At 72.8% G+C, this 22,271-nt stretch carries 20 protein-coding genes; 2 read left to right on the plus strand and 18 right to left on the minus strand.

The window, feature by feature from the left end:
• Positions 1–5 precede the first annotated feature (5 nt).
• A complete protein-coding gene (locus tag ACGFI1_RS02100; protein ID WP_392782086.1) occupies positions 6–2,111 on the minus strand; it encodes a primosomal protein N' in 2,106 nt (701 codons plus the stop codon).
• Positions 2,112–2,369: 258 nt separating this feature from the next.
• On the opposite strand from ACGFI1_RS02100, the gene ACGFI1_RS02105 reads away from it, so the two are divergent.
• Positions 2,370–3,920 (plus strand): MFS transporter, encoded by a 1,551-nt coding sequence (locus ACGFI1_RS02105; RefSeq protein WP_392782089.1) that lies wholly within the window; start codon positions 2,370–2,372, stop codon positions 3,918–3,920.
• Positions 3,921–3,975: 55 nt separating this feature from the next.
• On the opposite strand, the gene metK is transcribed toward ACGFI1_RS02105, so the two are convergent.
• The 13 genes from metK to pyrR form a co-directional block, all read right to left on the minus strand.
• Positions 3,976–5,169 carry a methionine adenosyltransferase gene (metK, locus tag ACGFI1_RS02110; RefSeq protein WP_138637539.1) on the minus strand — a complete coding sequence of 398 codons (1,194 nt, stop codon included), beginning with the start codon at positions 5,167–5,169 and terminating at the stop codon, positions 3,976–3,978.
• 179 nt (positions 5,170–5,348) lie between these two features.
• Positions 5,349–6,569 carry a bifunctional phosphopantothenoylcysteine decarboxylase/phosphopantothenate--cysteine ligase CoaBC gene (coaBC, locus tag ACGFI1_RS02115; RefSeq protein ID WP_392782092.1) on the minus strand — a complete coding sequence of 407 codons (1,221 nt, stop codon included), beginning with the start codon at positions 6,567–6,569 and terminating at the stop codon, positions 5,349–5,351.
• A gap of 131 nt (positions 6,570–6,700) precedes the next feature.
• Positions 6,701–6,955: a DNA-directed RNA polymerase subunit omega gene (rpoZ, locus tag ACGFI1_RS02120; protein WP_021597645.1), complete on the minus strand. Its 255-nt coding sequence runs from the start codon at positions 6,953–6,955 to the stop codon at positions 6,701–6,703.
• Between the two features lie 26 nt (positions 6,956–6,981).
• Positions 6,982–7,569, minus strand: a complete 588-nt coding sequence (gene gmk, locus ACGFI1_RS02125; RefSeq protein WP_138637552.1) for a guanylate kinase — start codon at positions 7,567–7,569, stop codon at positions 6,982–6,984.
• Between the two features lie 94 nt (positions 7,570–7,663).
• Positions 7,664–7,990, minus strand: a complete 327-nt coding sequence (gene mihF / locus ACGFI1_RS02130) for an integration host factor, actinobacterial type (protein WP_026405770.1) — start codon at positions 7,988–7,990, stop codon at positions 7,664–7,666.
• Positions 7,991–8,759: 769 nt separating this feature from the next.
• Positions 8,760–9,461 carry an orotidine-5'-phosphate decarboxylase gene (gene pyrF, locus ACGFI1_RS02135; RefSeq protein WP_138637541.1) on the minus strand — a complete coding sequence of 234 codons (702 nt, stop codon included), beginning with the start codon at positions 9,459–9,461 and terminating at the stop codon, positions 8,760–8,762.
• Positions 9,458–10,438, minus strand: a complete 981-nt coding sequence (locus ACGFI1_RS02140) for a dihydroorotate dehydrogenase (RefSeq protein WP_138637542.1) — start codon at positions 10,436–10,438, stop codon at positions 9,458–9,460. Before ACGFI1_RS02140 ends, pyrF begins: the two co-directional genes overlap by 4 nt.
• The gene (locus ACGFI1_RS02145; protein WP_138637543.1) at positions 10,435–11,322 is read right to left on the minus strand and encodes a dihydroorotate dehydrogenase electron transfer subunit; all 888 of its coding nucleotides are present in this window, start codon (positions 11,320–11,322) and stop codon (positions 10,435–10,437) included. The genes ACGFI1_RS02140 and ACGFI1_RS02145 overlap by 4 nt, the downstream gene beginning before the upstream one ends.
• Positions 11,283–14,405, minus strand: coding sequence for a carbamoyl-phosphate synthase large subunit (carB, locus tag ACGFI1_RS02150; RefSeq protein WP_392782097.1), 3,123 nt, complete (start codon positions 14,403–14,405; stop codon positions 11,283–11,285). Before carB ends, ACGFI1_RS02145 begins: the two co-directional genes overlap by 40 nt.
• Positions 14,405–15,523 carry a glutamine-hydrolyzing carbamoyl-phosphate synthase small subunit gene (gene carA, locus ACGFI1_RS02155; RefSeq protein WP_392782100.1) on the minus strand — a complete coding sequence of 373 codons (1,119 nt, stop codon included), beginning with the start codon at positions 15,521–15,523 and terminating at the stop codon, positions 14,405–14,407. Before carA ends, carB begins: the two co-directional genes overlap by 1 nt.
• The gene (locus ACGFI1_RS02160; protein WP_392782103.1) at positions 15,520–16,806 is read right to left on the minus strand and encodes a dihydroorotase; all 1,287 of its coding nucleotides are present in this window, start codon (positions 16,804–16,806) and stop codon (positions 15,520–15,522) included. Before ACGFI1_RS02160 ends, carA begins: the two co-directional genes overlap by 4 nt.
• Positions 16,803–17,744: an aspartate carbamoyltransferase catalytic subunit gene (locus ACGFI1_RS02165; RefSeq protein ID WP_138637546.1), complete on the minus strand. Its 942-nt coding sequence runs from the start codon at positions 17,742–17,744 to the stop codon at positions 16,803–16,805. The genes ACGFI1_RS02160 and ACGFI1_RS02165 overlap by 4 nt, the downstream gene beginning before the upstream one ends.
• The gene (gene pyrR, locus ACGFI1_RS02170; protein WP_138637553.1) at positions 17,741–18,316 is read right to left on the minus strand and encodes a bifunctional pyr operon transcriptional regulator/uracil phosphoribosyltransferase PyrR; all 576 of its coding nucleotides are present in this window, start codon (positions 18,314–18,316) and stop codon (positions 17,741–17,743) included. The genes ACGFI1_RS02165 and pyrR overlap by 4 nt, the downstream gene beginning before the upstream one ends.
• A gap of 426 nt (positions 18,317–18,742) precedes the next feature.
• On the opposite strand from pyrR, the gene bldD reads away from it, so the two are divergent.
• On the plus strand, positions 18,743–19,237 hold the full coding sequence (gene bldD, locus ACGFI1_RS02175) for a transcriptional regulator BldD (protein ID WP_021597992.1): 495 nt from the start codon (positions 18,743–18,745) through the stop codon (positions 19,235–19,237).
• Between the two features lie 18 nt (positions 19,238–19,255).
• On the opposite strand, the gene ACGFI1_RS02180 is transcribed toward bldD, so the two are convergent.
• The 4 genes from ACGFI1_RS02180 to ACGFI1_RS02195 all read right to left on the minus strand — a co-directional run bounded on the left by ACGFI1_RS02180 (position 19,256) and on the right by ACGFI1_RS02195 (position 22,208).
• Complete coding sequence (locus ACGFI1_RS02180; RefSeq protein WP_240807770.1) at positions 19,256–20,665, minus strand: MFS transporter; 1,410 nt, start codon at positions 20,663–20,665, stop codon at positions 19,256–19,258.
• A gap of 184 nt (positions 20,666–20,849) precedes the next feature.
• Complete coding sequence (locus ACGFI1_RS02185) at positions 20,850–21,143, minus strand: hypothetical protein (RefSeq protein WP_138637548.1); 294 nt, start codon at positions 21,141–21,143, stop codon at positions 20,850–20,852.
• Between the two features lie 60 nt (positions 21,144–21,203).
• On the minus strand, positions 21,204–21,431 hold the full coding sequence (locus ACGFI1_RS02190; protein WP_301177908.1) for a hypothetical protein: 228 nt from the start codon (positions 21,429–21,431) through the stop codon (positions 21,204–21,206).
• An 87-nt stretch (positions 21,432–21,518) separates the two neighbouring features.
• Positions 21,519–22,208: a Crp/Fnr family transcriptional regulator gene (locus tag ACGFI1_RS02195; protein WP_138637550.1), complete on the minus strand. Its 690-nt coding sequence runs from the start codon at positions 22,206–22,208 to the stop codon at positions 21,519–21,521.
• Positions 22,209–22,271 lie beyond the last annotated feature (63 nt).

The following is a 22,271-nucleotide window of genomic DNA, read 5'->3' on the forward strand; positions in this document are numbered from 1 at the left end:
ATTGGTCAGATCAGCTCCAGGGGGTCGATCTGCACGCGTACGGTCTCCGTGGCTTTACGTGCACTGCGCACACCCTGGGCTTCCTTCAGCGCGCGCGCCAGGGCGTGTCCTGCGGGACGGGACACGCGTATCAGCGCGCGCTCCTTCTCCTGGACGCCTGTTCCCGCCTGCGCCGCGGGGACGGGCACCGGCACCGGCCCGAGCACCTCCGCCCCCTCCGGCAGCCTGGCATCGCCCAGAAGCTCCCGGATCGCGGCCGGGGAGCCGGTGAGCGACGCCATCCGCGCGGCGGGCGGGAACCCCGCCTCCCTCCGCTCGGCCAGCTCGCGCTCCGCGTACGTCGCCGGATCCCAGCGGACGAGCGCCTGCACGGCCGGCAGCGACCCTTCGGCGGCCACAATGACCGGACCCTGCGGGCGGACCAGCGACGCCGCGTTCATCCAGCGGCGCAGCGCCTCCTCACCGGCGCGCAGGTCGGGACGGCCCAGCAGGACCCAGCCGTCCAGCAGCAGCGCGGCCCGGTAGCCCTCGTCCGCAGGCGGTTCCGCCCCCGGCGTGGACACCACCAGAGCACGCTCCGGGCCGACCCGTTCGAGTATCGCGTCGCGCCCGGACGTGCGTACGGGGACGCCGGGGAACGCCCTGCCGAGTTCCTCCGCCGTGCGTTTCGCGCCCACCACGACGGCCCGCACCTGGAAGAAGCCGCATTCGGGGCAGTGCCAGTCGCCCGCGATGCGCCCGCACCACCGGCAGTAGGGAGCGGCATGGGACGACGCCAGCGCCAGCGGCCCCTGGCACGCCTGGCACCGGGCCGGCTCCCGGCAGCGTCCGCACGCGATGCCGGGGACGTAGCCGCGCCTCGGCACCTGCACGAGGACAGGCCCGTCCTCAAGGGCGCTGCGGGCGGCCTCGAACGCGACGTTCGGCAGGCGCGCCGTGCGGGCGGCGGCGTCGCGCGCAAGCTGCGCGTCCTCCCCCACGTAGCGGACGCGGGGCATCGCCGCCCGGACGCCGTCACGGCTGGCGGCAAGTGCGTGCGCCCACCCGGTCTCCACCAGCTGGGTGGCGTCGGTGGTCCGGGTGAACCCGCCGATGAGCGCGCCCGCGTTCGCCCTGTGCGCGCGCAGCGCGAGGACGTCGCGGGGGTGCGGGTAGGGAGCGTGGGGTTCGGCGTGGACGTCGTCACCGTCGTCCCACAGCACGACGAGGCCGAGGTCGGCGACGGGCGCGAACATGGCCGCGCGAGTGCCGACGACCGCCCGCGCCCTGCCGCGCAGGACGGCGAGCCACCTGCGGTACCGCTCGGCAGGGCCGAGTTCAGCCGTTAGTGCGACGTGCAGGCCCTCCCCCAGCTCCGCCTTTAGGGCGGTGTCCACGCCTGCCACATCGCGCCCATCAGCCACCACGACGATCGCACCGCGCCCACTGCTCAATGTGGCCGCGACGGCGCGCGCTATTGCGGCTGCCCAACCGGGCCCCGGCAGGGCCGTCCAGACTGCACGCGGCGCCCTGCCGTCGGCGAGCGCGCCCAAGAACGACGGGCCGGCCGGATAGTCCCCCCATACGCCGGGGTCATCGGAGCCGGCCTCCACTTCGGAGCCGGGCTCCTCCGGCTCGGGCACGGGCTCGGCTTCCACCCGGGCGTGCCGGGGCGGGACCGCCAGCCGCAGGACGTCCGCGAACGTGCCCGCGTACCGGTCGGCAACCTCACGGGCCAGCGCGGCGATCTCCGGCGTCAGGACGGCCTCGGACGAGGTCACTCGCTCCAGGAACAGCAGCGTGCCGTCGTGGCCGCTCTCGGCGGCGCGCTCCAGCAGGAACCCGTCGACGAGCTGACCGGCGAACCTGACCCGCACCCGGCACCCCGGCACCGCCCGGGCGTCCAGCTCGGCGGGCACGAGGTAGTCGAACGGCCGGTCGAGGTGCGGCAGCGACATGTCGACCGCGATCCGCGCCACGGGCAGCTCGCCGGCCGGGCTGCGCGCCCCCTTCCGCCCGCCTGACCTGCCCGTCTTCTTAGGCTTGCCGGGCTTGTCGGGCTTGCCGGCAGGAGCCCGGGGAAGGTCGTCCAGCCCCGGGATCAGGTCCGTCCCCCCGCCGTCCTTCGTCACGCTCCCCGTCCTACCAGATCGACCCGACAGCCGGACGGGCACGCTAGGGTTGACCCGTTTGAACGGGCGCGCGCCCGCCGGCCCATTGCCCGCCGCCCCCTCCGCGCCCCCGCCGTCCGACGAGCCCGTGCAGGCGAAGTGACCACAGCGCATACTCGAGAGCGGGCGGACGCCCCGGTCCCGCCTGGATCGCCGCGCCGTCCCGCACTTTCCCGGCCCGACTGGAAGAAGTGGAAGAGGCGGGCACGCCACCCGGTGGTGGCGGCCACGGCCGCCGCCGCGGTCCTCCACCTGGTCTGGGCGCTCGCCCTGGCGACCGAGGGGGGCGACCTCGCGGCCCAGGCAGCGTGGACCGACTTCGCCTGGAAGCACCCCGGCGCCGCCTACAGCTTCGCCTGGTACGGCGGGATGCACCCGGTGTCCTACAGCGTCCTGTCGCCGTACCTGATGGCGCTGTTCGGCATCCGCACGGTCGCGGTGTTGACGGGCACGCTGTCGGCGACCCTGACCGCGTACCTGCTCAAGAAGTTCCGGGCCCCGGTGGCACTGCCCGCGTCGCTGTGGGCCGCGTTCGCGCTCTCGTGCAACACCGCCTCTGGGCGCGTCACCTTCAGCCTGGGGCTGCTGTTCGCGCTCATGGCGACGATCGTGGCGTTCACCCCGCGCGGCACGCCCGCGCTGCGCGCCGCGGGCATGGTGGGTCTCGGCGTCCTCGCCTCGCTCGCGAGCCCCGTCGCCGGGCTGTTCCTGCTGGTGCTGGCCGCAGCGCTGTTCCTGACCGGGCGCCGCCGCGCGGGCGTCTGCCTCGCCGTCGGCCTCCCCGTCGTGGTGGGGACGACGAGCCTGCTGTTCCCCTTCAGCGGCGTCCAGCCGATCTCGCTCACCGCCATCGTGCTGCCCGCCATCACCAGCGTCATCGCGATCCTGCTCTGCGCCCCGAAGAGCTGGACGTTCGTGCGCGTCGGAGCGGGCGTCTACCTGGCCGGGATCCTGCTGACCTGGCTGATCCCCTCCCCCGTCGGCAGCAACGTCGAGCGCCTGGCGCTGCTGTTCGGCGGCATGTTCCTGCTGTCGGCGGTGGCGCGCGCGCACGGCCGGGTCCGGATCGCGGTGCTGTCACTGGCGTTCATCGTCACGGCGTCCTGGCAGGTCGTGAAGCCCGTCGACGACCTGATCCACACCGAGCCCGCGGCGGCCGCCGCCGCGCACGCGCGCGGCCTCGTCGCCGAACTCGACGCCCTCGGCGCCGGCAAGGCCCGCATCGAGGTCGTGCCACTGCGCTCCCACTGGGAGTCGGCCGGCCTCAGCCGCCACTTCGTGCTGGCGCGCGGCTGGAACCGCCAGGTCGACGCCGAGCGCCACAAGCTGTTCTACGAGGACGGCGCGCTGACGGCCGACTCCTACCGCGACTGGCTGCACGAGTGGTCCGTGCAGTACGTCGTCCTGCCCGAGCAGGAGGTCGACTGGTCCGCGCAGGAAGAGGCCGCCCTGGTGGAGAAGGGCCAGCCGTACCTCACGGAGGTCTGGCGGGACGAGCACTGGCGCCTGTTCCGCGTCGCCGCCCCGACACCGCTGGTCGACCGCCCCGCGTCCGTCCACGAACTCACCGCGGGCGAACTCGTCGTCGACATGCCGTCCAAGGGGTCCGTGCTCATGCGGGTCTCCTGGTCGCCCTGGCTGAGCGCCACGGGCGGGGACGCCTGCCTGGCCCGCGAGGGCGACTTCGTGCGGCTGACGGCCCGGGAGCCCGGCCGCTACACCGTCGCGGCCCGCTACGGCCTGCACCGCGGCAACCACTGCCCCTCCTGACCGAGCACGCGAAGAGGGCCCCGGGGCGACCCCGGGGCCCTCTTCGCGTGCCGGATCAGAGACCCGCGGCGGAGGCCAGGTCCTTGGCGCGGTCGGTCGACTCCCAGGAGAAGTCGGGCTCCGACCGGCCGAAGTGGCCGTAGGCGGCGGTCTGCGAGTAGATCGGGCGGAGCAGGTCCAGGTCGCGGACGATCGCGGCCGGACGCAGGTCGAACACCTCGTCGACGGCCTTCTCGATCTTCTCGGGGGCGACCTTCTCGGTGCCGAACGTCTCCACGAACACCCCGACCGGGTGCGCCTTGCCGATCGCGTACGCGACCTGCACCTCGGCGCGGTCGGCGAGCTGCGCGGCGACGATGTTCTTGGCGACCCAGCGCATCGCGTACGCGGCGGACCGGTCGACCTTGGACGGGTCCTTGCCGGAGAACGCGCCGCCGCCGTGCCGGGCCATGCCGCCGTAGGTGTCGACGATGATCTTGCGGCCGGTGAGGCCGGCGTCGCCCATCGGGCCGCCGATCTCGAAGCGGCCGGTCGGGTTGACCAGCAGCCGGTACCCGTCGGTGTCGAGGTCGAACTGGGCGAGCACCGGGTCGACCACGTGCTCCTTCACGTCCGGGGCGAGCAGCTCCTTCAGGTCGATGTCGGGAGCGTGCTGGCTGGACACCACGACGGTGTCGAGGCGGACGCCGCGGTCGCCGTCGTACTCGATGGTCACCTGGGTCTTGCCGTCCGGGCGCAGGTAGGGGACGTCGCCGCTCTTGCGGACCGCCGACAGCCGCTGCGCGAGCCGGTGCGCCAGCGTGATCGGCAGCGGCATCAGCTCGGGCGTCTCGCTGGTGGCGTAGCCGAACATCAGGCCCTGGTCGCCGGCGCCCTGCCGGTCCAGGTCGTCGACGCCCTCCCCCTCGCGGGTCTCGTAGGCGTCGTCGACGCCCTGCGCGATGTCGGGCGACTGCGCGCCGATGGACACCGACACGCCGCAGGAGTGCCCGTCGAAGCCCTTCTTGGACGAGTCGTAGCCGATCTCGAGGATCTTCTCCCGGATCACGCCGGGGATGTCCACATAGGTCTCGGTGGTGACCTCACCGGCCACGTGCACCTGGCCGGTCGTGATCAACGTCTCGACGGCGACCCGGCTCTTCGGGTCGTCCTTGAGCATCGAGTCGAGGATCGCGTCGCTGATCTGGTCCGCGATCTTGTCCGGGTGTCCTTCGGTCACTGACTCGGAGGTGAACAGGCGGCGAGACACGTACGTGAACTCCTTGCAGCGGCTGCTGACTGACGTCGCAGGACGGATAGGTCATCGAGTTCGGCGGGGACGTCCCCCGCGCGTTGTCCAAGTGGGCGGTGTCCAAGTGGTAGGCCCGCAGTCTAGCCGGATCACCCTCGGGCGCCGGTAGTGACTCGGTCGAGCCGGGCGGCCTCCGATCAATCCGCGGGCAGCGGGTCCAGGCGGGCGGCGACGAGGTCCCAGACGACCTCGGCGAGGGCGTCCTTCGCACCGCGCGGCACCTCGGTGTGCGAGCCGTCCGCGCCGAGGATCACCGCCTCGTTGTCGGGGCGCCCGAAGGTCAGGTTCTCGCCGACCTGGTTGACGACGAGCAGGTCGCTGCCCTTGCGGGCGAGCTTGGCGCGGCCGTTGGCGAGGACGTCGTCGGTCTCGGCGGCGAAGCCCACGATCACCTGCCCGGGCCGGCGCTCGCGCCCGAGCTCGGCCAGGATGTCGGGGTTCTTGGCGAGCCGGATCGGCTCCGGCTCCGCGCCCTCCGCCTTCTTGATCTTCGAGCCCCGGTAGCCGGCCGGCCGGAAGTCGGCGACGGCGGCGGCCATCACGACCGCGTCCGCGTCGGAGGCGGCCGCCGTGACGGCCTTGTGCATCTCCTCCGCCGTTCCGACCGCGACGACCTCGGCGCCCGCGGGGTCGGGCAGGGCGACGTTCGCCGCGACGAGCGTCACGCGGGCTCCGCGCGCCACGGCGGTGCGGGCGAGCGCGTAGCCCTGCAGGCCGGACGAGCGGTTCCCGATGAAGCGGACGGGGTCGATCGGCTCCCGGGTGCCGCCCGCGGAGACCACGATGCGCCGCCCGGCCAGGTCGCGGCCGCCGGCGCCGCGGGCCAGCACGTGCCGCGCGACCTCGAACAGCTCGGCCGGGTCGGGCAGCCGGCCGGGGCCGGTGTCCTTGCCGGTGAGCCGCCCGGACGCGGGCTCCACCACGATCGCGCCCCGGGACCGCAGCGTCGCCACGTTGGCGCGGGTCGCGGGGTGCTCCCACATCTCGGTGTGCATCGCGGGTGCGAACACGACCGGGCAGCGGGCGGTGAGCAGGGTGTTGGTGAGCAGGTCGTCGGCCAGGCCCTGCGCGGCCCGCGCGAGCAGGTCGGCGGTGGCGGGCGCGACGAACACCAGGTCGGCGCCCTGGCCGAGCCGGACGTGCGGCACCTCGGCGACGCCGTCCCAGACCTGCGGGGACACCGGGTTGCCCGACAGGGCGGCCCAGGTGGGCTCGCCGACGAACCGCAGGGCGTCGGCGGTCGGGACCACGGTGACGTCGTGGCCGGACTCGGTGAGCCGCCGCAGCAGCTCGCACACCTTGTACGCGGCGATGCCCGCGCTCACGCCGAGGACGACGCGCGGCTTTCGGGAGGTCATGCAGTCACGATCCCATCGCGCGCCCGGAGCGCCTGCGGCGGGGGTCCGGTGCCCCCCGGCGGGCCCTGCGGGCGGCGGCGGAGGCGGCCGCGCCGCGACGCCGACGGGCGGCATCGGCGGCCACGGGTCCGCTAGCCCTCGATGGGCTCGGCGTTCAGGAGGCCCTCGCGCGTCTCGCGGAGCGCGATCGACAGCGGCTTCTCCTGCACCTGGGTCTCGACGAGCGGGCCGACGTACTCCAGCAGGCCCTCGCCCAGCTGGGCGTAGTAGGCGTTGATCTGCCGGGCGCGCTTGGCCGCGATGCTCACGAGGCCGTACTTGGTGTCGACGACCTCCAAGAGCTCGTCGATCGACGGGTTGGTGATGCCCTCGTTGCTGGCTGCCACTCGGTGGCCTTCCACTGGTAGGTCGCTTACCGAACAGCCATCAAGGTTAGCAGCTCATCGCACACGTCCTGGACGGACGTGTTGACGAGCGTCACATCGAACTCCTTCTCGGCGGCGAGCTCCACGCGGGCCGCGTCGAGGCGGCGCTCGATGACGTCCGGCGGCTCGGTGCCGCGGCCGGTGAGCCGGCGGACCAGCTCCTCCCAGCTCGGCGGCGCGAGGAAGACCAGCCGCGCCTGCGCCATGGACCGGCGGACCTGCCGGGCGCCCTGCAGGTCGATCTCCAGGAGCACCGGTTCGCCGCGTGCGAGGCGCTCCTCGACGGGCCGGCGCGGGGTGCCGTAGCGGTTCCCCGCGAACTCGGCCCATTCGAGGAGCTCCCCCTCGGCGACGAGCCGGTCGAAACCGGCGTCGTCGACGAAGAAGTACTGCACACCATCGGTCTCACCCGGGCGGGGGGCCCGGGTGGTCACCGAGACCGACAGCCACACCTGCGGGTGCGAGCGCCGGATCTCGGCGACGACCGTGCTCTTGCCGACGCCCGACGGCCCGGACAGGACCGTCAGCCGCCGCGCGAGCGGGCCATGCGTGCTGGAGCCTTCCGGCGCAGGAATGGGTGCGCCGGAGCCGGACGGGATGGAGCCGGCGCCGGGTCGCCCCGGGCCGGCCGCGGCGGCCTGACCGCCGCGCCCGCCCGTGAGTCGCGCGTCAGCGGTTCGCACTTCCGCCGAACTCACGCTCCAGGGAGGCACGCTGGTTGGCGCCGAGGCCCCGCACACGGCGGGACTCGGCGATGCCCAGGCGCTCCATGATCTGCTTCGCACGGACCTTGCCCACACCGGGCAGTGATTCCAGGAGGGCCGACACCTTCATCTTTCCGATGACGTCGTCGGACTGACCCTCTTTGAGAACCTCGGCGAGCGAGGTTCCCCCGTGCTTGAGCCGGTTCTTAACCTCGGCCCGCTCCTTGCGAGCCTTGGCAGCCTTCTCCAGGGCTGCGGCGCGCTGTTCGGGGGTTAGGGGCGGAAGAGCCACGCCGGGTCACCTCAGGTTTCCACTCGACGGAGTCGGACGGGTTGGGAAACTAGCGAGTTCACCGCCCATAAGGCAACGTGAAGTGCCGTTTAGCCCACCACAAATTCACGAAAATCACTCCCCGGAGTGTCCTGAATACAGAGTGTACCCAATCTGGAGGGGTCCGCGGCCCATCCCCGCGCCTTGCTGGGACTTTCGCATGATCGTGAAAATCCCCCCAATCTGACCCCAAATGCGGCACTCGGTACCCTTATGTCGCAGCGGTTCGAGCCCCCTCGGGGCCGTTCCGCCGCGCTCCGCCGGCCCGCCCGGCGGGCGTCCGCGACCGCCCTCCGCCGCCCCCTGTGAGGTCTCCCACAACCGATCCCGACCGAGTGACTCTCGTCACGCCGGGACGTTCCGCACGTCGCGGCGGCACCGTTACTGTCATCCTCGACAACACCCGACCCCGCCAAGATCGTCTCCCGCTCGGAGGGCCGCGCCACCCCACTCAGCTCCCCGCCCGCCGCCAGGGCGCCCACATGGACGCGGAACGACCGGACGACCCGCCGGGGGCTTCCCGCCCGGTGAATCGCCACTCCGCGTGAACGAGTTCCTCGTTCGGCACGTACTCGCAATGCGAACACTCCGTCCCCGCCATTCGCATGCGACTAAAACCACAATGCGCGATCCCACCCGGCTGAGAACGCCTCGAAACTTTCGCGGAATGCAGTTCCGCGCATGCGTCCGCGGTCACCGCAATCCGCGCGGCGCGCCGTATCGGCGGACGTCAGCGGACGTCGGCGGAGGTGCGCCGCAGCGCGGCCGCGATGGCCGCCGCGGCGGCGCCGGGGTCGGGGGCGCCGGTGATGGGGCGGCCGATGACCAGCAGGTCGGCGCCCGCGGCCAGGGCCTCCTCCGGGGTCGCCACGCGGGCCTGGTCCTGGGTGGCGGCGCCGGCCGGGCGGACACCCGGAGTGATCAGCGTGATGCCGGGGCCGACCTCGGCGCGGACCGCCGCGGCCTCCTGCGGGGAGCAGACCAGGGCCTGCGCGCCCGCCTCGACCGCGAGCGCGGCGAGCCGGCGGACGGCGTCCGGCGCGGGCCCGGACAGACCCAGCGCGGCGAGGTCGGCGTCGCCCAGCGACGTCAGGACCGTCACCGCGGCGATCGACGTGCTGGGGGCGGCCTCGACCGCCGCCCGGATCATCGCGGGCCCGCCGGCGGCGTGCACGGTCAGGTAGGACGGCTTGAGCCGCGCCACGGCGCGGGCGGCGCCGCGGACCGTCGCGGGGATGTCGTGGAGCTTGAGGTCGAGGAAGACCTGCACGCGGCTCGCGCCGCGGACGCTGGCGATGACGTCCGGCCCGTACCGCAGGTAGAGCTCCAGGCCCACCTTGACGGTGGAGACGTGCGGCGTGACCAGGGTGGCCCAGCGCGCGGCCGTCTCCAGATCGGGCGCGTCCAGCGCGACGGCGATGGGGGCGGTCACAGTTTCTCCTTCTCGGGCTCTTGCGGGCGCACCTGGGGCGGCACGTACCCGGCGGGCTTGTGCGCGAGACCGACGGCGTCGGCGAGGCGGCCGATGCGGCGGGCCGCGAGCGCCTCCTCCAGCTCGCGCAGGACGCGGGGGCCGGCCAGGGGGTCGTGGAACACGGCGGTGCCGACGGCCACGGCGGAGGCGCCGGCGAGGATGAACTCCAGCGCGTCCAGGCCGGTGGCGATGCCGCCGACGCCGATGATGGGGGTGCTGGGCAGCGCGGCGTGCACCTGGTAGACGCAGCGGACCGCGATGGGCCGGACCGCGGGCCCGGACAGGCCGCCCGACACGCCGGTGAGGGCGGGCCGGAGCGTCCCGGTGTCGATCGCCATGGCGTCCATGGTGTTGATCAGGGTGAGGCCGTCGGCGCCCGCGTCCGCGCAGGCGAGCGCGATCGTGACGATGTCGGTGACGTCCGGGGCGAGCTTGGCGAAGACCGGGACGCCGGGCCGGGCGTGGTCGCGGACGGCCCGGACGACGGACGCCGCGGCGGCCGGGTGCCAGCCGAACACGCGCCCGCGGTCCTCGGCGTTGCGGCAGGCGACGTTGACCTCGATCGCGGCGACGCCGGGGACGCCCCGCAGGCGGCGGGCCATCTCGCCGTACTCCTCGACGCTGTTGCCCGCCACGGAGACGATCGTGCGGGCGTCCTGCTCGATGAGCCACGGGAGGTCGCGTTCGAGGAACGTCTCCACGCCGGGGCCGGGGAGGCCCATGGCGGTGAGGAGGCCGCTGGGCGTCTCGGTCACACGCGGCGTGGGACGTCCCGCGCGCGCTTGCGGCATGACGGACGTGGTGACGAACGCGCCAAGGCGGGAGATGTCGAAGAACTGGGCGAGCTCCCGCCCCGTCCCGCCGCACCCGGCGGCCGTCATGACGGGGTTGGGCAGCTCCAGGGGCCCGAGCGCGGTCCTGACCCTGTCGCTCATTGCGAGCCTCCCTCGGTGACGTTCAGGACGCGCGGCGCGCCGAGCGCGTCGAACGGGATGGTGCCGAGGTCGCCCCACCGGACCCGGTCGCCGCGCAGGACGGGCCCGTCGGCGCAGGCGCGGACCATGCGGGTCACGCCGTCGTCGCCGTGGACGGGGAGCATGCACGTCATGCACACGCCGATGCCGCACGCGCCCGTCTGCTGCAGGAACTCCTCGACCGACACCTGGGAGGGGAGGCCGAAGTCGCCGGCCACCTGGGTGACCGAGCGCAGCAGGCTCGTCGGGCCGCAGCCGTAGACGACGTCCGCGCCGGTCTCCTCGATGACGCGGGGCAGCACGTCGCGGACGGTGCCCTTCTCCCCCATCGAGCCGTCCTCGGTGGCGACGGTGGAGCTGTCGCCGATCCGCTGCGCCATCCGGGAGCCGAACACCTGCCGGGCGGACGGCCCGCCGAGCACGAAGTGCACCTGGCAGCCGCGCCGCAGCAGGGTGTCGGCGAGCGCGAACACGGCCGCGCCGCCCGGCCCGCCGGCGACCAGCAGGCAGGTCACGGGGTCGCGGGGCAGCCGGAACGGGCGGCCGAGCGGGCCGACGAGGTCGATCTGGTCGCGGGAGCGGCGGCCGGCGAGCCAGCCGGTGCCGGGCTCGGTGTCGGCGAACACCAGCTCGACGGTGCCGCCGTAGTCGGACTTGACCTCGTGGACGCCGAAGCAGCGGCGAACCAGGCGGGACGTGTGCTCGCCGCCGACGGCGAGCGCCACGAACTGGCCGGGCCGGAACCGCTCGGCGATGGCCGGGGCCACCAGCGTCATCGCGTGGTAGTCCTGCACCTGGCGGACCGTCAGCACCGTCGCCGACGTCTGCACCGGCGTGTCGGACACCCGTCTCCCTCTTCTCGTCGTGCGCCGGCCGGGCCGGGGCCGTCGCTGTGCTTGCGCACGATCTTGGCACGCACGCCGTTGCGGCGCAGGACCTCCGCGGTCCCCTCCGTGGCAAGAATCTCAAAGCCCAGGTCAGCGAGCCGCTTCACCGGGAACACCATGTGCCGTTTGTCGCGGTTGGCCACGGACACGAACGCGCGGCCCTTGGTCGGCAGCGATCCGTAGGCGGCCTGCTGCGACTTGGCGAACGCGGTGCCGAACACCTCGTCGATGCCCATGACCTCGCCGGTCGAGCGCATCTCGGGGCCGAGCACGGTGTCGACGCCCTGCCCGCTGGCGTTGCGGAACCGGTCGAACGGCAGGACGGCCTCCTTCACCGCGATCGGCGCGTCCAGCGGCAGGGTCCCGCCGTCGCCGCTCTCCGGCAGCATGCCCTCGGCGCGCAGCTCGGCGATGGTGGCGCCCATCATGACGCGCGCCGCCGCCTTGGCGAGCGGCACGGCCGTCGCCTTGGAGACGAACGGGACGGTCCGGGACGCGCGGGGGTTGGCCTCCAGCACGTACAGGACGCCCGCGGAGAGCGCGTACTGGACGTTCATGAGCCCGCGGACGCCGACGCCGCGCGCGAGCGCCTCCGTCGACTCCCGGATGCGGCGGATGTCCTCGTGCCCCAGCGTGATGGGCGGCAGCGCGCACGCCGAGTCGCCCGAGTGGATCCCGGCCTCCTCGATGTGCTCCATCACGCCGCCGAGGTAGAGCTCCTCGCCGTCGAACAGGGCGTCCACGTCGATCTCGATGGCCTCGTCCAGGAAGCGGTCGACCAGGACGGGGTGCTCCGGGCTCGCCTCGGTGGCGCGGGCCATGTACGACTCCAGCGTGGCGTCGTCGTACACGATCTCCATGCCGCGCCCGCCGAGCACGTAGGACGGGCGCACGAGGACCGGGTAGCCGATCTCGGCGGCGATCTCGCGCGCCTCCTCGTAGGAGGTGGCGGTGCCGTGCTTGGGCGCGAGCAGCCCCGCCCTGTGCAGGACCCGTCCGAACGCGCCGCGCTCCTCGGCGAGGTGGATGCTCTCCGGGGAGGTGCCCACGATCGGCACTCCGGCGTTCTTCAGCTTCTGGGCCAGGCCCAGGGGCGTCTGGCCGCCGAGCTGGACGATGACGCCCGCGACCTCACCGGACTGCTGCTCGGCGTAGACGACCTCCAGGACGTCCTCCAGCGTGAGTGGCTCGAAGTACAGCCGGTCGGAGGTGTCGTAGTCGGTGGAGACCGTCTCGGGGTTGCAGTTGACCATCACGGTCTCGTAGCCGGCCTCGGCCAGCGTGAAGGACGCGTGGACGCAGGAGTAGTCGAACTCGACGCCCTGGCCGATGCGGTTCGGCCCGCTGCCCAGGATGAGGACCTTGGGCTTGGTGCCCGGCGGGACCTCGGTCTCCTCGTCGTAGGCCGAGTACAGGTACGGGGTCTGCGCCTCGAACTCGGCGGCGCACGTGTCGACCGTCAGGTAGACGGGGCGGATGCCGAGCGCGTGCCGCAGCTCGCGGACGACCTCCTCCGACAGGCCGCGCAGCTCGCCGATCTGCGCGTCGGAGAACCCGTGCCGCTTGGCGCGCAGCAGCTTGTCACTGGTGAGCGCGTCGTCGGCGGTGCGGATCTCCTCGGCGACCTCGTTGACGGCCGCGATCTGGTCCAGGAACCAGGGGTCGATGCCGGTCGCCTGGTACACGTCGGTGATGCTCGCCCCGGCCCAGAGCGCGCGCTGGACGTCCCTGAGGCGCCCGTCGTGCGGGCGCTTGGCCGATTCGAGCAGCTCGGCGGCGTCGGCGTCGCCGGCCCAGCTGAACGACGAGCCCTTCTGCTCCAGCGACCGCAGCGCCTTCTGCAGCGCCTCGGTGAAGCAGCGGCCGATGGCCATGGCCTCGCCCACGGACTTCATGTGCGTGGTGAGCGTGCCGTCGGCGCCGGGGAACTTCTCGAACGCGAACCGGGGCACCTTCACCACGACGTAGTCGAGCGTGGGCTCGAACGACGCGGGCGTCTCCCGGGTGATGTCGTTCGGGATCTCGTCGAGGGTGTACCCGATCGCCAGCTTCGCCGCGATCTTGGCGATGGGGAAGCCGGTGGCCTTGGACGCGAGGGCCGACGACCGCGACACCCGCGGGTTCATCTCGATGACGATCATCCGGCCGGTGCCGGGGTGCACGGCGAACTGGATGTTGCAGCCGCCGGTGTCGACGCCGACCTCGCGGATCACCGCGATCGCGACGTCCCGCATGTTCTGGTACTCGCGGTCGGTGAGCGTGAGCGCGGGCGCGACGGTGATCGAGTCGCCGGTGTGCACGCCCATCGGGTCGAGGTTCTCGATGGAGCACACGATGACCACGTTGTCGGCGCGGTCGCGCATGACCTCCAGCTCGTACTCCTTCCAGCCGAGGATCGACTCCTCCAGGAGCACCTCGCCGGTCGGGGACGCGTCGAGCCCGGCGCCGGCGATGCGGCGCAGGTCGGCCTCGTCGTGGGCGAAGCCGGAGCCCCGCCCGCCCATGGTGAACGAGGGCCGCACGACGAGGGGGTAGCCGAGCTCGCCGGCCGCGGCGAGGCAGTCGTCCATCGTGTGGCAGATCACCGACCGGGCGGACTCGGCGTTCAGGCCCTGCTCGCGCGCCACCTTGGCGACGACGTCCTTGAACCGCTCGCGGTTCTCGCCGGCCTGGATGGCGTCCACGTCGGCGCCGATCAGCTCGACCCCGTACTTCTCCAGGACGCCGCTCTCGTAGAGCGCGATCGCGGTGTTCAGGGCCGTCTGGCCGCCGAGGGTGGGCAGCAGCGCGTCCGGCCGCTCCTTGGCGATGATCTTCTCGACGACCTCGGGGGTGATCGGCTCGACGTAGGTCGCGTCGGCGAACTCGGGGTCGGTCATGATCGTGGCCGGGTTGCTGTTGACCAGCGTGACCCGCAGGCCCTCGGCCTTCAGCACCCGGCACGCCTGGGTGCCGGAGTAGTCGAACTCGCACGCCTGGCCGATGACGATCGGCCCGGAGCCGATGACCAGGACGGACTTCAGGTCTTCGCGGCGCGGCATTACTTCGACGCCTCCATGAGCTCGCAGAAACGGTCGAAGAGGCCGGACGCGTCGTGCGGGCCGGCCGCGGCCTCCGGGTGGTACTGGACGCTGAACGCCGGGCGCTCCAGGAGCCGCAGCCCCTCGACGCAGCCGTCGTTGAGGTTGACGTGGCTGACCTCGCCGGGGCCGTAGGGCGTGTCGAACGGCCCGTCGGCGGGGGCGTCGACGGCGAACCCGTGGTTGTGCGCCGACACGTCGACCTTGCCGGTCGCCCGGTCCTGGACGGGCTGGTTGATGCCCCGGTGGCCGAACCGCAGCTTGTAGGTGCCGAGGCCCAGCGCGCGGCCGAAGATCTGGTTGCCGAAGCAGATGCCGAAGAACGGCTTGCCGGCGTCCAGGACGCCCTTCAGCGCGGCCACGGCGTAGTCGGCGGCGGCGGGGTCGCCGGGGCCGTTGGAGAAGAAGACGCCGTCGGGGTCGAGGGCGAGGATGTCCTCGGCGGTGCTGGTCGCGGGCAGGACGTGCACCTCGCAGCCCCGCTCGGACATCCGGTACGGCGTCATCGACTTGATGCCGAGGTCGACGGCCGCGACGGTGTAGCGCTTCTCGCCCTGGGCGGCGACGACGTACGGCTCGGTGGTGGAGACGTCCCGCGCGAGGTCGGCGCCCTCCATCGAGGGGCTCTGCAGCACGCGCTGGACGAGCGCCTCCTCACCGGGCGCCAGGGCGTCCGGCCCGCTGAAGATGCCGGCGCGCATCGCGCCCTTGTCGCGCAGGTGCCGCGTCAGCGCGCGCGTGCCGGGGATGGCGATGCCCACCACGCCCTGCTCGCGCAGCGCTGAACCGAGCGAGCCGGTGGCCCGCCAGTTGGACGCCACGCGGGCGGGCTCGCGCACCACGTAGCCGGCCACCTGGATGCGGCGGGACTCGGGGTCCTCGGCGTTGATGCCGGTGTTGCCGATGTGGGGGGACGTCATGGCCACGATCTGGCGGGCGTAGGAGGGGTCGGTGAGGGTCTCCTGGTAGCCGGTCATCCCGGTGTTGAAGACCATCTCGCCGAAGGTCTCCCCTTCGGCCCCGTACGCGACCCCGTGGAACGTCCGGCCATCTTCGAGAACCAGCAGTGCAGGGTTCAATGGAGCTTCCCTTCCAGGACGGTCGGCTCGCCGCGCAGGAACGTCGCGACGACCCGGCCGGGCAGCTCCAGCCCCGCGAACGGGGTGTTGCGGCTCTTGGAGGTCATCGCCGACGGGTCCACGGCGCGGCGCGGCGACGGGTCGTACAGCGTGATGTTGGCGGGCGAACCTGCCTCCAGCGGACGACCCTGTCCGGAAAGGCGGCCGATGCGGGCGGGACGGGCGGACATGCGGTCGGCGACCCCGGCCCAGTCGAGCAGGCCGGTCTCCACCATCGCCTCCTGGACGACCGGCAGCGCGGTCTCCAGCCCGATCATCCCCATCGCGGCCACGGCCCACTCGGTCTCCTTGGCCTCGACCGGGTGGGGGGCGTGGTCGGTGGCGACGCAGTCGATCGTCCCGTCGGCGAGGGCGTGCCGCAGCGCGGCGACGTCGTCGGCGGTGCGCAGCGGCGGGTTGACCTTGAAGATCGGGTCGTAGCTCCCGGCCTTCGCGTCGTTCAGCAGCAGGTGGTGCGGGGTGACCTCGGCGGTCACCGGGCAGCCCTTGCTCTTCGCCCAGCGGATGATCTCCACCGAGCCGGCCGTGGACACGTGGCACACGTGCAGCCGCGACCCGACGTGCTGGGCGAGCAGCACGTCCCGGGCGATGATCGCCTCCTCTGCGACGGCGGGCCAGCCGCGCAGCCCGAGCGCGGCCGACATCTCGCCCTCGTTCATCTGCGCGCCCTCGGTGAGGCGCGGCTCCTGCGCGTGCTGGGCGACGACGCCGTCGAACGCCTTCACGTACTCCAGCGCGCGGCGCATGATGACCGCGTCCGACACGCAGTGCCCGTCGTCGGAGAAGACCCGCACGCGGGCGGCGGAGTCGGCCATCGCGCCCAGCTCGGCGAGCTTCTCGCCGGCGATGCCGCGGGTGACCGCCCCGACCGGCTGGACGTCGCAGTACCCGGCCTCGCGGCCGAGGCGCCACACCTGCTCGACGACGCCGGCGGTGTCGGCGACGGGGTCGGTGTTGGCCATCGCGTGGACGGCGGTGTAGCCGCCCATCGCGGCGGCCTTCGTCCCGGACTCGACGGTCTCGGCGTCCTCGCGGCCGGGCTCGCGCAGGTGGGTGTGCAGGTCGACCAGGCCGGGCAGGGCCACGAGCCCGGCGGCGTCGACGACCTGCGCGCCCGCCTCGTCCAGGCCGCGGCCGACCGCGGCGATGGCGCCCTCGCGCACCAGGATGTCGGCGGCGTCGCCGCCGAGGATCCGGGCGCCCTTGATGATGTACGTCGTCACTTCGCGACCTCCTGGCCGATGGCGGGCTCGGAGCCGCCGAGCAGCAGATAGAGGACGGCCATGCGGGCGCTGACGCCGTTGGCGACCTGCTCGACGATCGTGGACCGGACCGAATCGGCGACCTCGGCGGCGATCTCGACGCCGCGGTTCATCGGGCCGGGGTGCATCACGATGGCGTGCTCGGGGAGTTGCGCCATGCGGTCGCCGTCCAGCCCGTAGCGGCGGCTGTACTCGCGCACGGTCGGGAAGTAGGCGGCGTTCATCCGCTCCTGCTGGACGCGCAGCATCATGATGACGTCGCTCTTGGGGATGACGCCGTCGAGGTCGTACGACACCGAGCACGGCCAGGTGTCGATGGCGACGGGCAGCAGCGTCGGAGGCGCGACCACCGTGACGTCGGCGCCGAGCGTGTTGAGCAGCAGGACGTTGGACCGCGCCACACGGCTGTGGAGGACGTCGCCCACGATCGTGACGCGGCGGCCGTCCAGCTCACCGAGGCGCTTGCGCATCGTGAACGCGTCCAGGAGCGCCTGGGTGGGGTGCTCGTGGGTGCCGTCGCCGGCGTTGACGACGCTGCCCTGGACCCAGCCCGCGAGCCGGTGCGGGGCGCCCGACGCGCCGTGCCGGATGACGACGCCGTCGGCGCCCATCGCCTCCAGCGTGAGGGCGGTGTCCTTCAGGCTCTCGCCCTTGGACACGCTCGACCCCTTCGCGGAGAAGTTGATCACGTCGGCGGACAGCCGCTTCGCCGCCGCCTCGAACGAGATCCGGGTGCGGGTGGAGTCCTCGAAGAACAGGTTGACGACCGTCCGGCCGCGCAGCGTCGGCAGCTTCTTGACGGCGCGGCCGGCGATCTGCGCCAGCTCCTCGGCGGTGTCCAGGACGAGCAGCGCGTCGTCGCGGGACAGGTCGGCTGCGGAGATCAGATGGCGGTTCACTCGGCTCCCCCCGTCGGGGCGGGCGCCGCCGGGCCCAGCAGGACCGCGTCGCGCCCGTCGTTCTCGTCCAGCAGGACCTTCACGGTCTCGCGCATGGAGGTGGGCAGGTTCTTGCCCACGTAGTCGGCGCGGATCGGCAGCTGCCGGTGCCCGCGGTCGACCAGCACGGCCAGCTGGACCGCGCGGGGCCGGCCGAGGTCGTTCAGCGAGTCCAGCGCGGCGCGCACCGTCCGGCCGGAGAACAGCACGTCGTCGACCAGCACGACCACCTGGTCGTCGATGCCGCCGGGCGGCAGCTCGGTGCGGCCGAGGGCGCGGGCGGGCCGCATCCGCAGGTCGTCCCGGTACATGGTCACGTCGAGCGAGCCCCAGGGCACCGGGCGGCCCTCGACCTCGCGCAGCGCTCCGGCCAGCCGCTCGGCCAGCGTCACGCCGCGGGTCTGGATGCCGAGCAGCAGGACGTCGTGGCCGCCCTTGGTCCGCTCGAGGATCTCGTGTGCGATGCGGGTCAGCGCGCGCCGGATGTCGGGACCCTCCAGAACGGCCTTGGGCCGGGGGTCACCGTCCGCCACGCGATGTTCCTGCCCGGGGGCAGCGTTCACCGCGGAACCTCCTTCCCCGCCTCACGGGACGGGCCTTAAAGGACGTTGTGTCGGCCCCACGTTAGCAGCCGGGCCGGACCGCTCCGCACCCCGGACCGGCCCACGTCTTCGCAGGTGAGAGGCGTCACATCGGAGCGGCGGCGCGACGCCCCGGCGGCACCGCCGCGACGCGGCGCCACCGCGGCTGGACGATCCGGACGGCCCGGATCGAGTCCTGCGGATTCGACCGCTTTTTTCCAATCAGCTTGACCTGGGGCCGTACCCGTTTTACCGTCACTGTCCGTAACCATCCCTGGAGACAGACTCCTGAGGCCCCCTGGCTTCATGAACCTGTCTCCCCCCGGTGACACGACCGGGGTCCGAACGACGACGAAAGTGAGCCTGGGGGGCCGCAGAATGCCGTCTGAATACGCTAAGGCTCTCGGCGCGCGCCTGCGCGCCATCCGCACCCAGCAGGGCCTGTCCCTGCACGGTGTGGAGGAGAAGTCACGCGGCCGCTGGAAGGCCGTCGTCGTGGGTTCGTACGAGCGGGGCGACCGCGCCGTCACCGTTCAGAAGCTGGCCGAGCTCGCCGATTTCTACGGCGTGCCGGTATCCGAGTTGCTGCCCGGCGGAGCCGCGCCGAGCCCGCTCGGGCCTACACCCAAGCTCGTGATCGATCTAGAGCGGTTGCAGCAGCTTCCGAAAGACAAGGCCGGTCCTCTCGCCCGCTACGCCGCGACGATCCAGAGCCAGCGGGGCGACTACAACGGAAAGGTCCTGTCCATCCGCCAGGAAGACCTGCGTTCACTCGCGGTCATCTACGACAAGTCCCCGACCGAGCTGACCGAGGAGCTGATCGGCTGGGGCGTCCTCGACCCGGAGGCGCGCCGCGCCGTCGAGTCGTTCTGATTCACCGCTCGTTCTGATTCACCGCACCACCTGCTCCACCGCGACGGGGCCCGGCGCCATGCCGGGCCCCGTTCCGCGCCTGCGGCGCGGCACCAGCAGGGCCAGCGGCAGCACGGCGGCCATGGCGGCGGCGCTCAGCGCGAACCCGGCCGTGTAGCCGCTCTCGCCGGGCACCACCACGATGACGACCGCGCTGATCTGCGTCCCGAGGGACGCTCCGACCGTGCGGATGAGGGTGTTGATGCCGGTCGCTACGCCCGTCTCCCCCGCCGGGACGGCGGCGACGACGAGGTTCGCGACGGCGGCGTAGGCGAAGCCCAGGCCGACGCCCCGGGCGACCCCGCCGACGTAGAGCTGCCACATGGCGGCGTGCTCGAACGCCACGAACGCGTACCCCGCGCCGGTCATCAGCGCGCCGCCGAGCAGCACCATGCGCGAGCCGATCCGCCGGTCGAGGAGGCCCGCCGCCATCCCGGCGGCGGTCATGCCGATGCTGGCGGGCAACTGCAGGAGCGCCGCCGCGGTCGCCGTCCCGCCGAAGCCGAACCCGGTGCTCTCCGGGAGCTGGACGAGCAGCGGGAACAGCAGGCCGCCCGCCATGAGCGCGTAGCCGGACAGCAGCGACGCGGCGTTCGCCGTCCAGACGCCGCGCACGCGCATCAGCCGCAGGTCGACCAGCGGCTCGGCGACGCGGCTCTCGACCCGCAGCCAGACGAGCGCCGTCACCGCCGACACCCCGAGCAGGCCGAGGACGCCCGGCGACGTCCAGCCCCAGTCCATGCCCTGGGTCAGCGCGGTGAGCGCGGCCACCAGCCAGCCGGCGAAGAGGGCGGCGCCCCACCAGTCGACCCGTGCCGCCTCCCGGGGCGCCGAGCGCGGGACGATCCACCAGGCGAGGGCGATGCCGGGCACCAGCCCGATGACGGGCACCCAGAGCAGCCACCGCCAGCCGAGGAAGTCGATGATCGGCCCCGCCAGGCACCAGGAGACCGCGCCGCCGAGACCGAGCATGGACGACATGAGGCCGACCGCGGACGCCGTCCGGGACGCCGGTACGACATCGCGGATGATCGTGTACGCCAGCGGGTACACGCCGCCGCCGATGCCGCCGAGCACCCGCCCGGCCAGCATCACCGGCACCGACGGGGCGAGCGCCGCGACGACCATGCCCAGGGTCGCGACCGCGAGCACGGCGAGCAGCACGCGCCGGGGCCCGTACAGGTCGCCGAGCCGCCCCACCACCGGGGTGGCGACGGCGGCGGACAGCGTCATCGCGGTGAGCGCCCACGCGGCGCCGGCCGGCGTCGTGCCGAGGCCCTCCTGGATCTGCGGCAGCGCGGGCGTCACGACGGCCATCGACAGCGAGTAGCCCATCACCCCGAGGAACGCCAGCAGCGGGACAAGCCCGCGCCCGTCCCGCACCGCCACCGCGCCCCTCCCGTACTTCGCCGCCCTAACAATCTCACATGCGGACAAAGCACACAGGGCGGGCCGTCCCGCTCCCCGGTACGGCCCGCGCCCGGCGGGGCCGGGTCAGCCGCGGGGTCGCGTTGGTCGCGGCCGTGTTGGTCGCAGCCGTGTTGGTCGCGGCCGTGTTGGCCGGTGGGCCGTGTCAGATGCCATAGACCCGCTCGTACTTGTCGAGGATGGCGAGTGCCTGCCCCTTCATCCGGTGCTCGGCCCGGGACCGGACGATCTCGGCGATCTCCTCGGGCCGGTGCCCGAGGCGGCGCATCAGGTTGAGGGCGATGCTCACCACGTCCGCCGCCTCGCGGGCCGCGGCCTGCTCGTCCCCCCGCGCGAGATGCTCCTCCAGCTCGTCGAACTGGATGTCGACCGCCCGGCGGAAATGCGACAAGGGCTTTCGCGCGATCTCATCGTCGGCCTCGTCCCATGCGTCCCACATGGATTGGAACGGACCAAGGTGATCGGTCATGGTTGCGCGCGTCCCTCCTGTACGAAATCCTCACGACCCCCCGGGCGTGGTCCGCGCCACGGGCGCGGGCCCCTGGGGCAGGTCGGGGACCTGTCCCGCGTCGGCCAGCAGGCCGAGCCCCACCAGGATGACGCCCGCCGTGACGAGCGCGATGATCCGGCCCCGCGAGAGCCGCGGGATCTCCACTCCGCCGACCTCGAAGTCCCCGCCGATCAGCGCTATCAGGATGCACACCGCGCCTACCACCTGCAGCGTCATGATGAAGTGCCCTCCGGACGCAACCGGGAAGCCTCTGCAGACTTCTCTTATGTGTATTAACACACGAAGAGAAATGGATGTCTACAGCTACCTATGCGCAATATTACGCAGACCTTCGAGATCATGTAGAACGATCTTGCGCCGGCCCGTGCTGACCAGGCCCTCGTCCCGGAGTTTGCGCAGCTCGATCGCCACGGCGTCGCGGGACGCGCCGATCCGCCCGGCGAGGTCCTGCTGGGAGAGGGCGACCGCGATCGTCCACCCGTCCCCGTCCTCCTCGCCGACCTCGCTCGCGAGGTCCAGCAGCCAGCGGGCCAGCCGGCTCTTCACGTCCAGCCGCGCGAGCAGCGCCCGCTGGTCGGACTGGCGGCGCCGGCGGACGGCGGCCCGGTACATCAGCGGCCACAGGTCGTGGTCGCGGACGAAGGCGAGCAGGGCGTCGGCCGCGATGTCCAGCCCGGCGAGGTCGGTGATCGTCGTCACGGTCGCGGCGCGGGGCTCGCCCATGAGGACGCCCTCCTCCCCCATGACCTCGCCCTCGCCGCGGATCGCCAGGATGATCTCCGTGCCGTCGGCGCCCTTCCGGGTCACCTTGACGCTGCCCTTCTGGATCAGCAGCACCGAGTGCGACGGCTGCCCCTCCCAGAAGATCGTGTGCTCGGCGGGGAACTGCACCGGCGTGCCCAGGGCCTCCAGGGCCGAGCGCAGCGGCTCCTCGCCGGGCGAGAGCGGCCGGCCCAGGACGTCCATGATCCGGACGGAGGGGTCATCCATCATGGAGGTGAGTGTAATTATCCATACACGAGCATGGCCAGCTCCGGCCTCATGAATGTAACCGTC

Origin of the sequence: Actinomadura geliboluensis (assembly GCF_043197915.1) — a bacterium.
In the GTDB taxonomy this organism is placed as follows: Bacteria; Actinomycetota; Actinomycetes; order Streptosporangiales; family Streptosporangiaceae; genus Spirillospora; species Spirillospora geliboluensis.

Excerpts from the sequence above, each read along its gene's own strand:
- coaBC (WP_392782092.1), bottom strand. The coding sequence starts at position 6,569 with ATGACCTCCCGAAAGCCGCGCGTCGTCCTCGGCGTGAGCGCGGGCATC.
- ACGFI1_RS02140 (WP_138637542.1), bottom strand. The coding sequence starts at position 10,438 with ATGAGCGACAGGGTCAGGACCGCGCTCGGGCCCCTGGAGCTGCCCAAC.
- carB (WP_392782097.1), bottom strand. The coding sequence starts at position 14,405 with ATGCCGCGCCGCGAAGACCTGAAGTCCGTCCTGGTCATCGGCTCCGGG.
- bldD (WP_021597992.1), top strand. The coding sequence starts at position 18,743 with ATGCCGTCTGAATACGCTAAGGCTCTCGGCGCGCGCCTGCGCGCCATC.
- ACGFI1_RS02185 (WP_138637548.1), bottom strand. The coding sequence starts at position 21,143 with ATGTGGGACGCATGGGACGAGGCCGACGATGAGATCGCGCGAAAGCCC.
- ACGFI1_RS02190 (WP_301177908.1), bottom strand. The coding sequence starts at position 21,431 with ATGACGCTGCAGGTGGTAGGCGCGGTGTGCATCCTGATAGCGCTGATC.
- ACGFI1_RS02195 (WP_138637550.1), bottom strand. The coding sequence starts at position 22,208 with ATGATGGATGACCCCTCCGTCCGGATCATGGACGTCCTGGGCCGGCCG.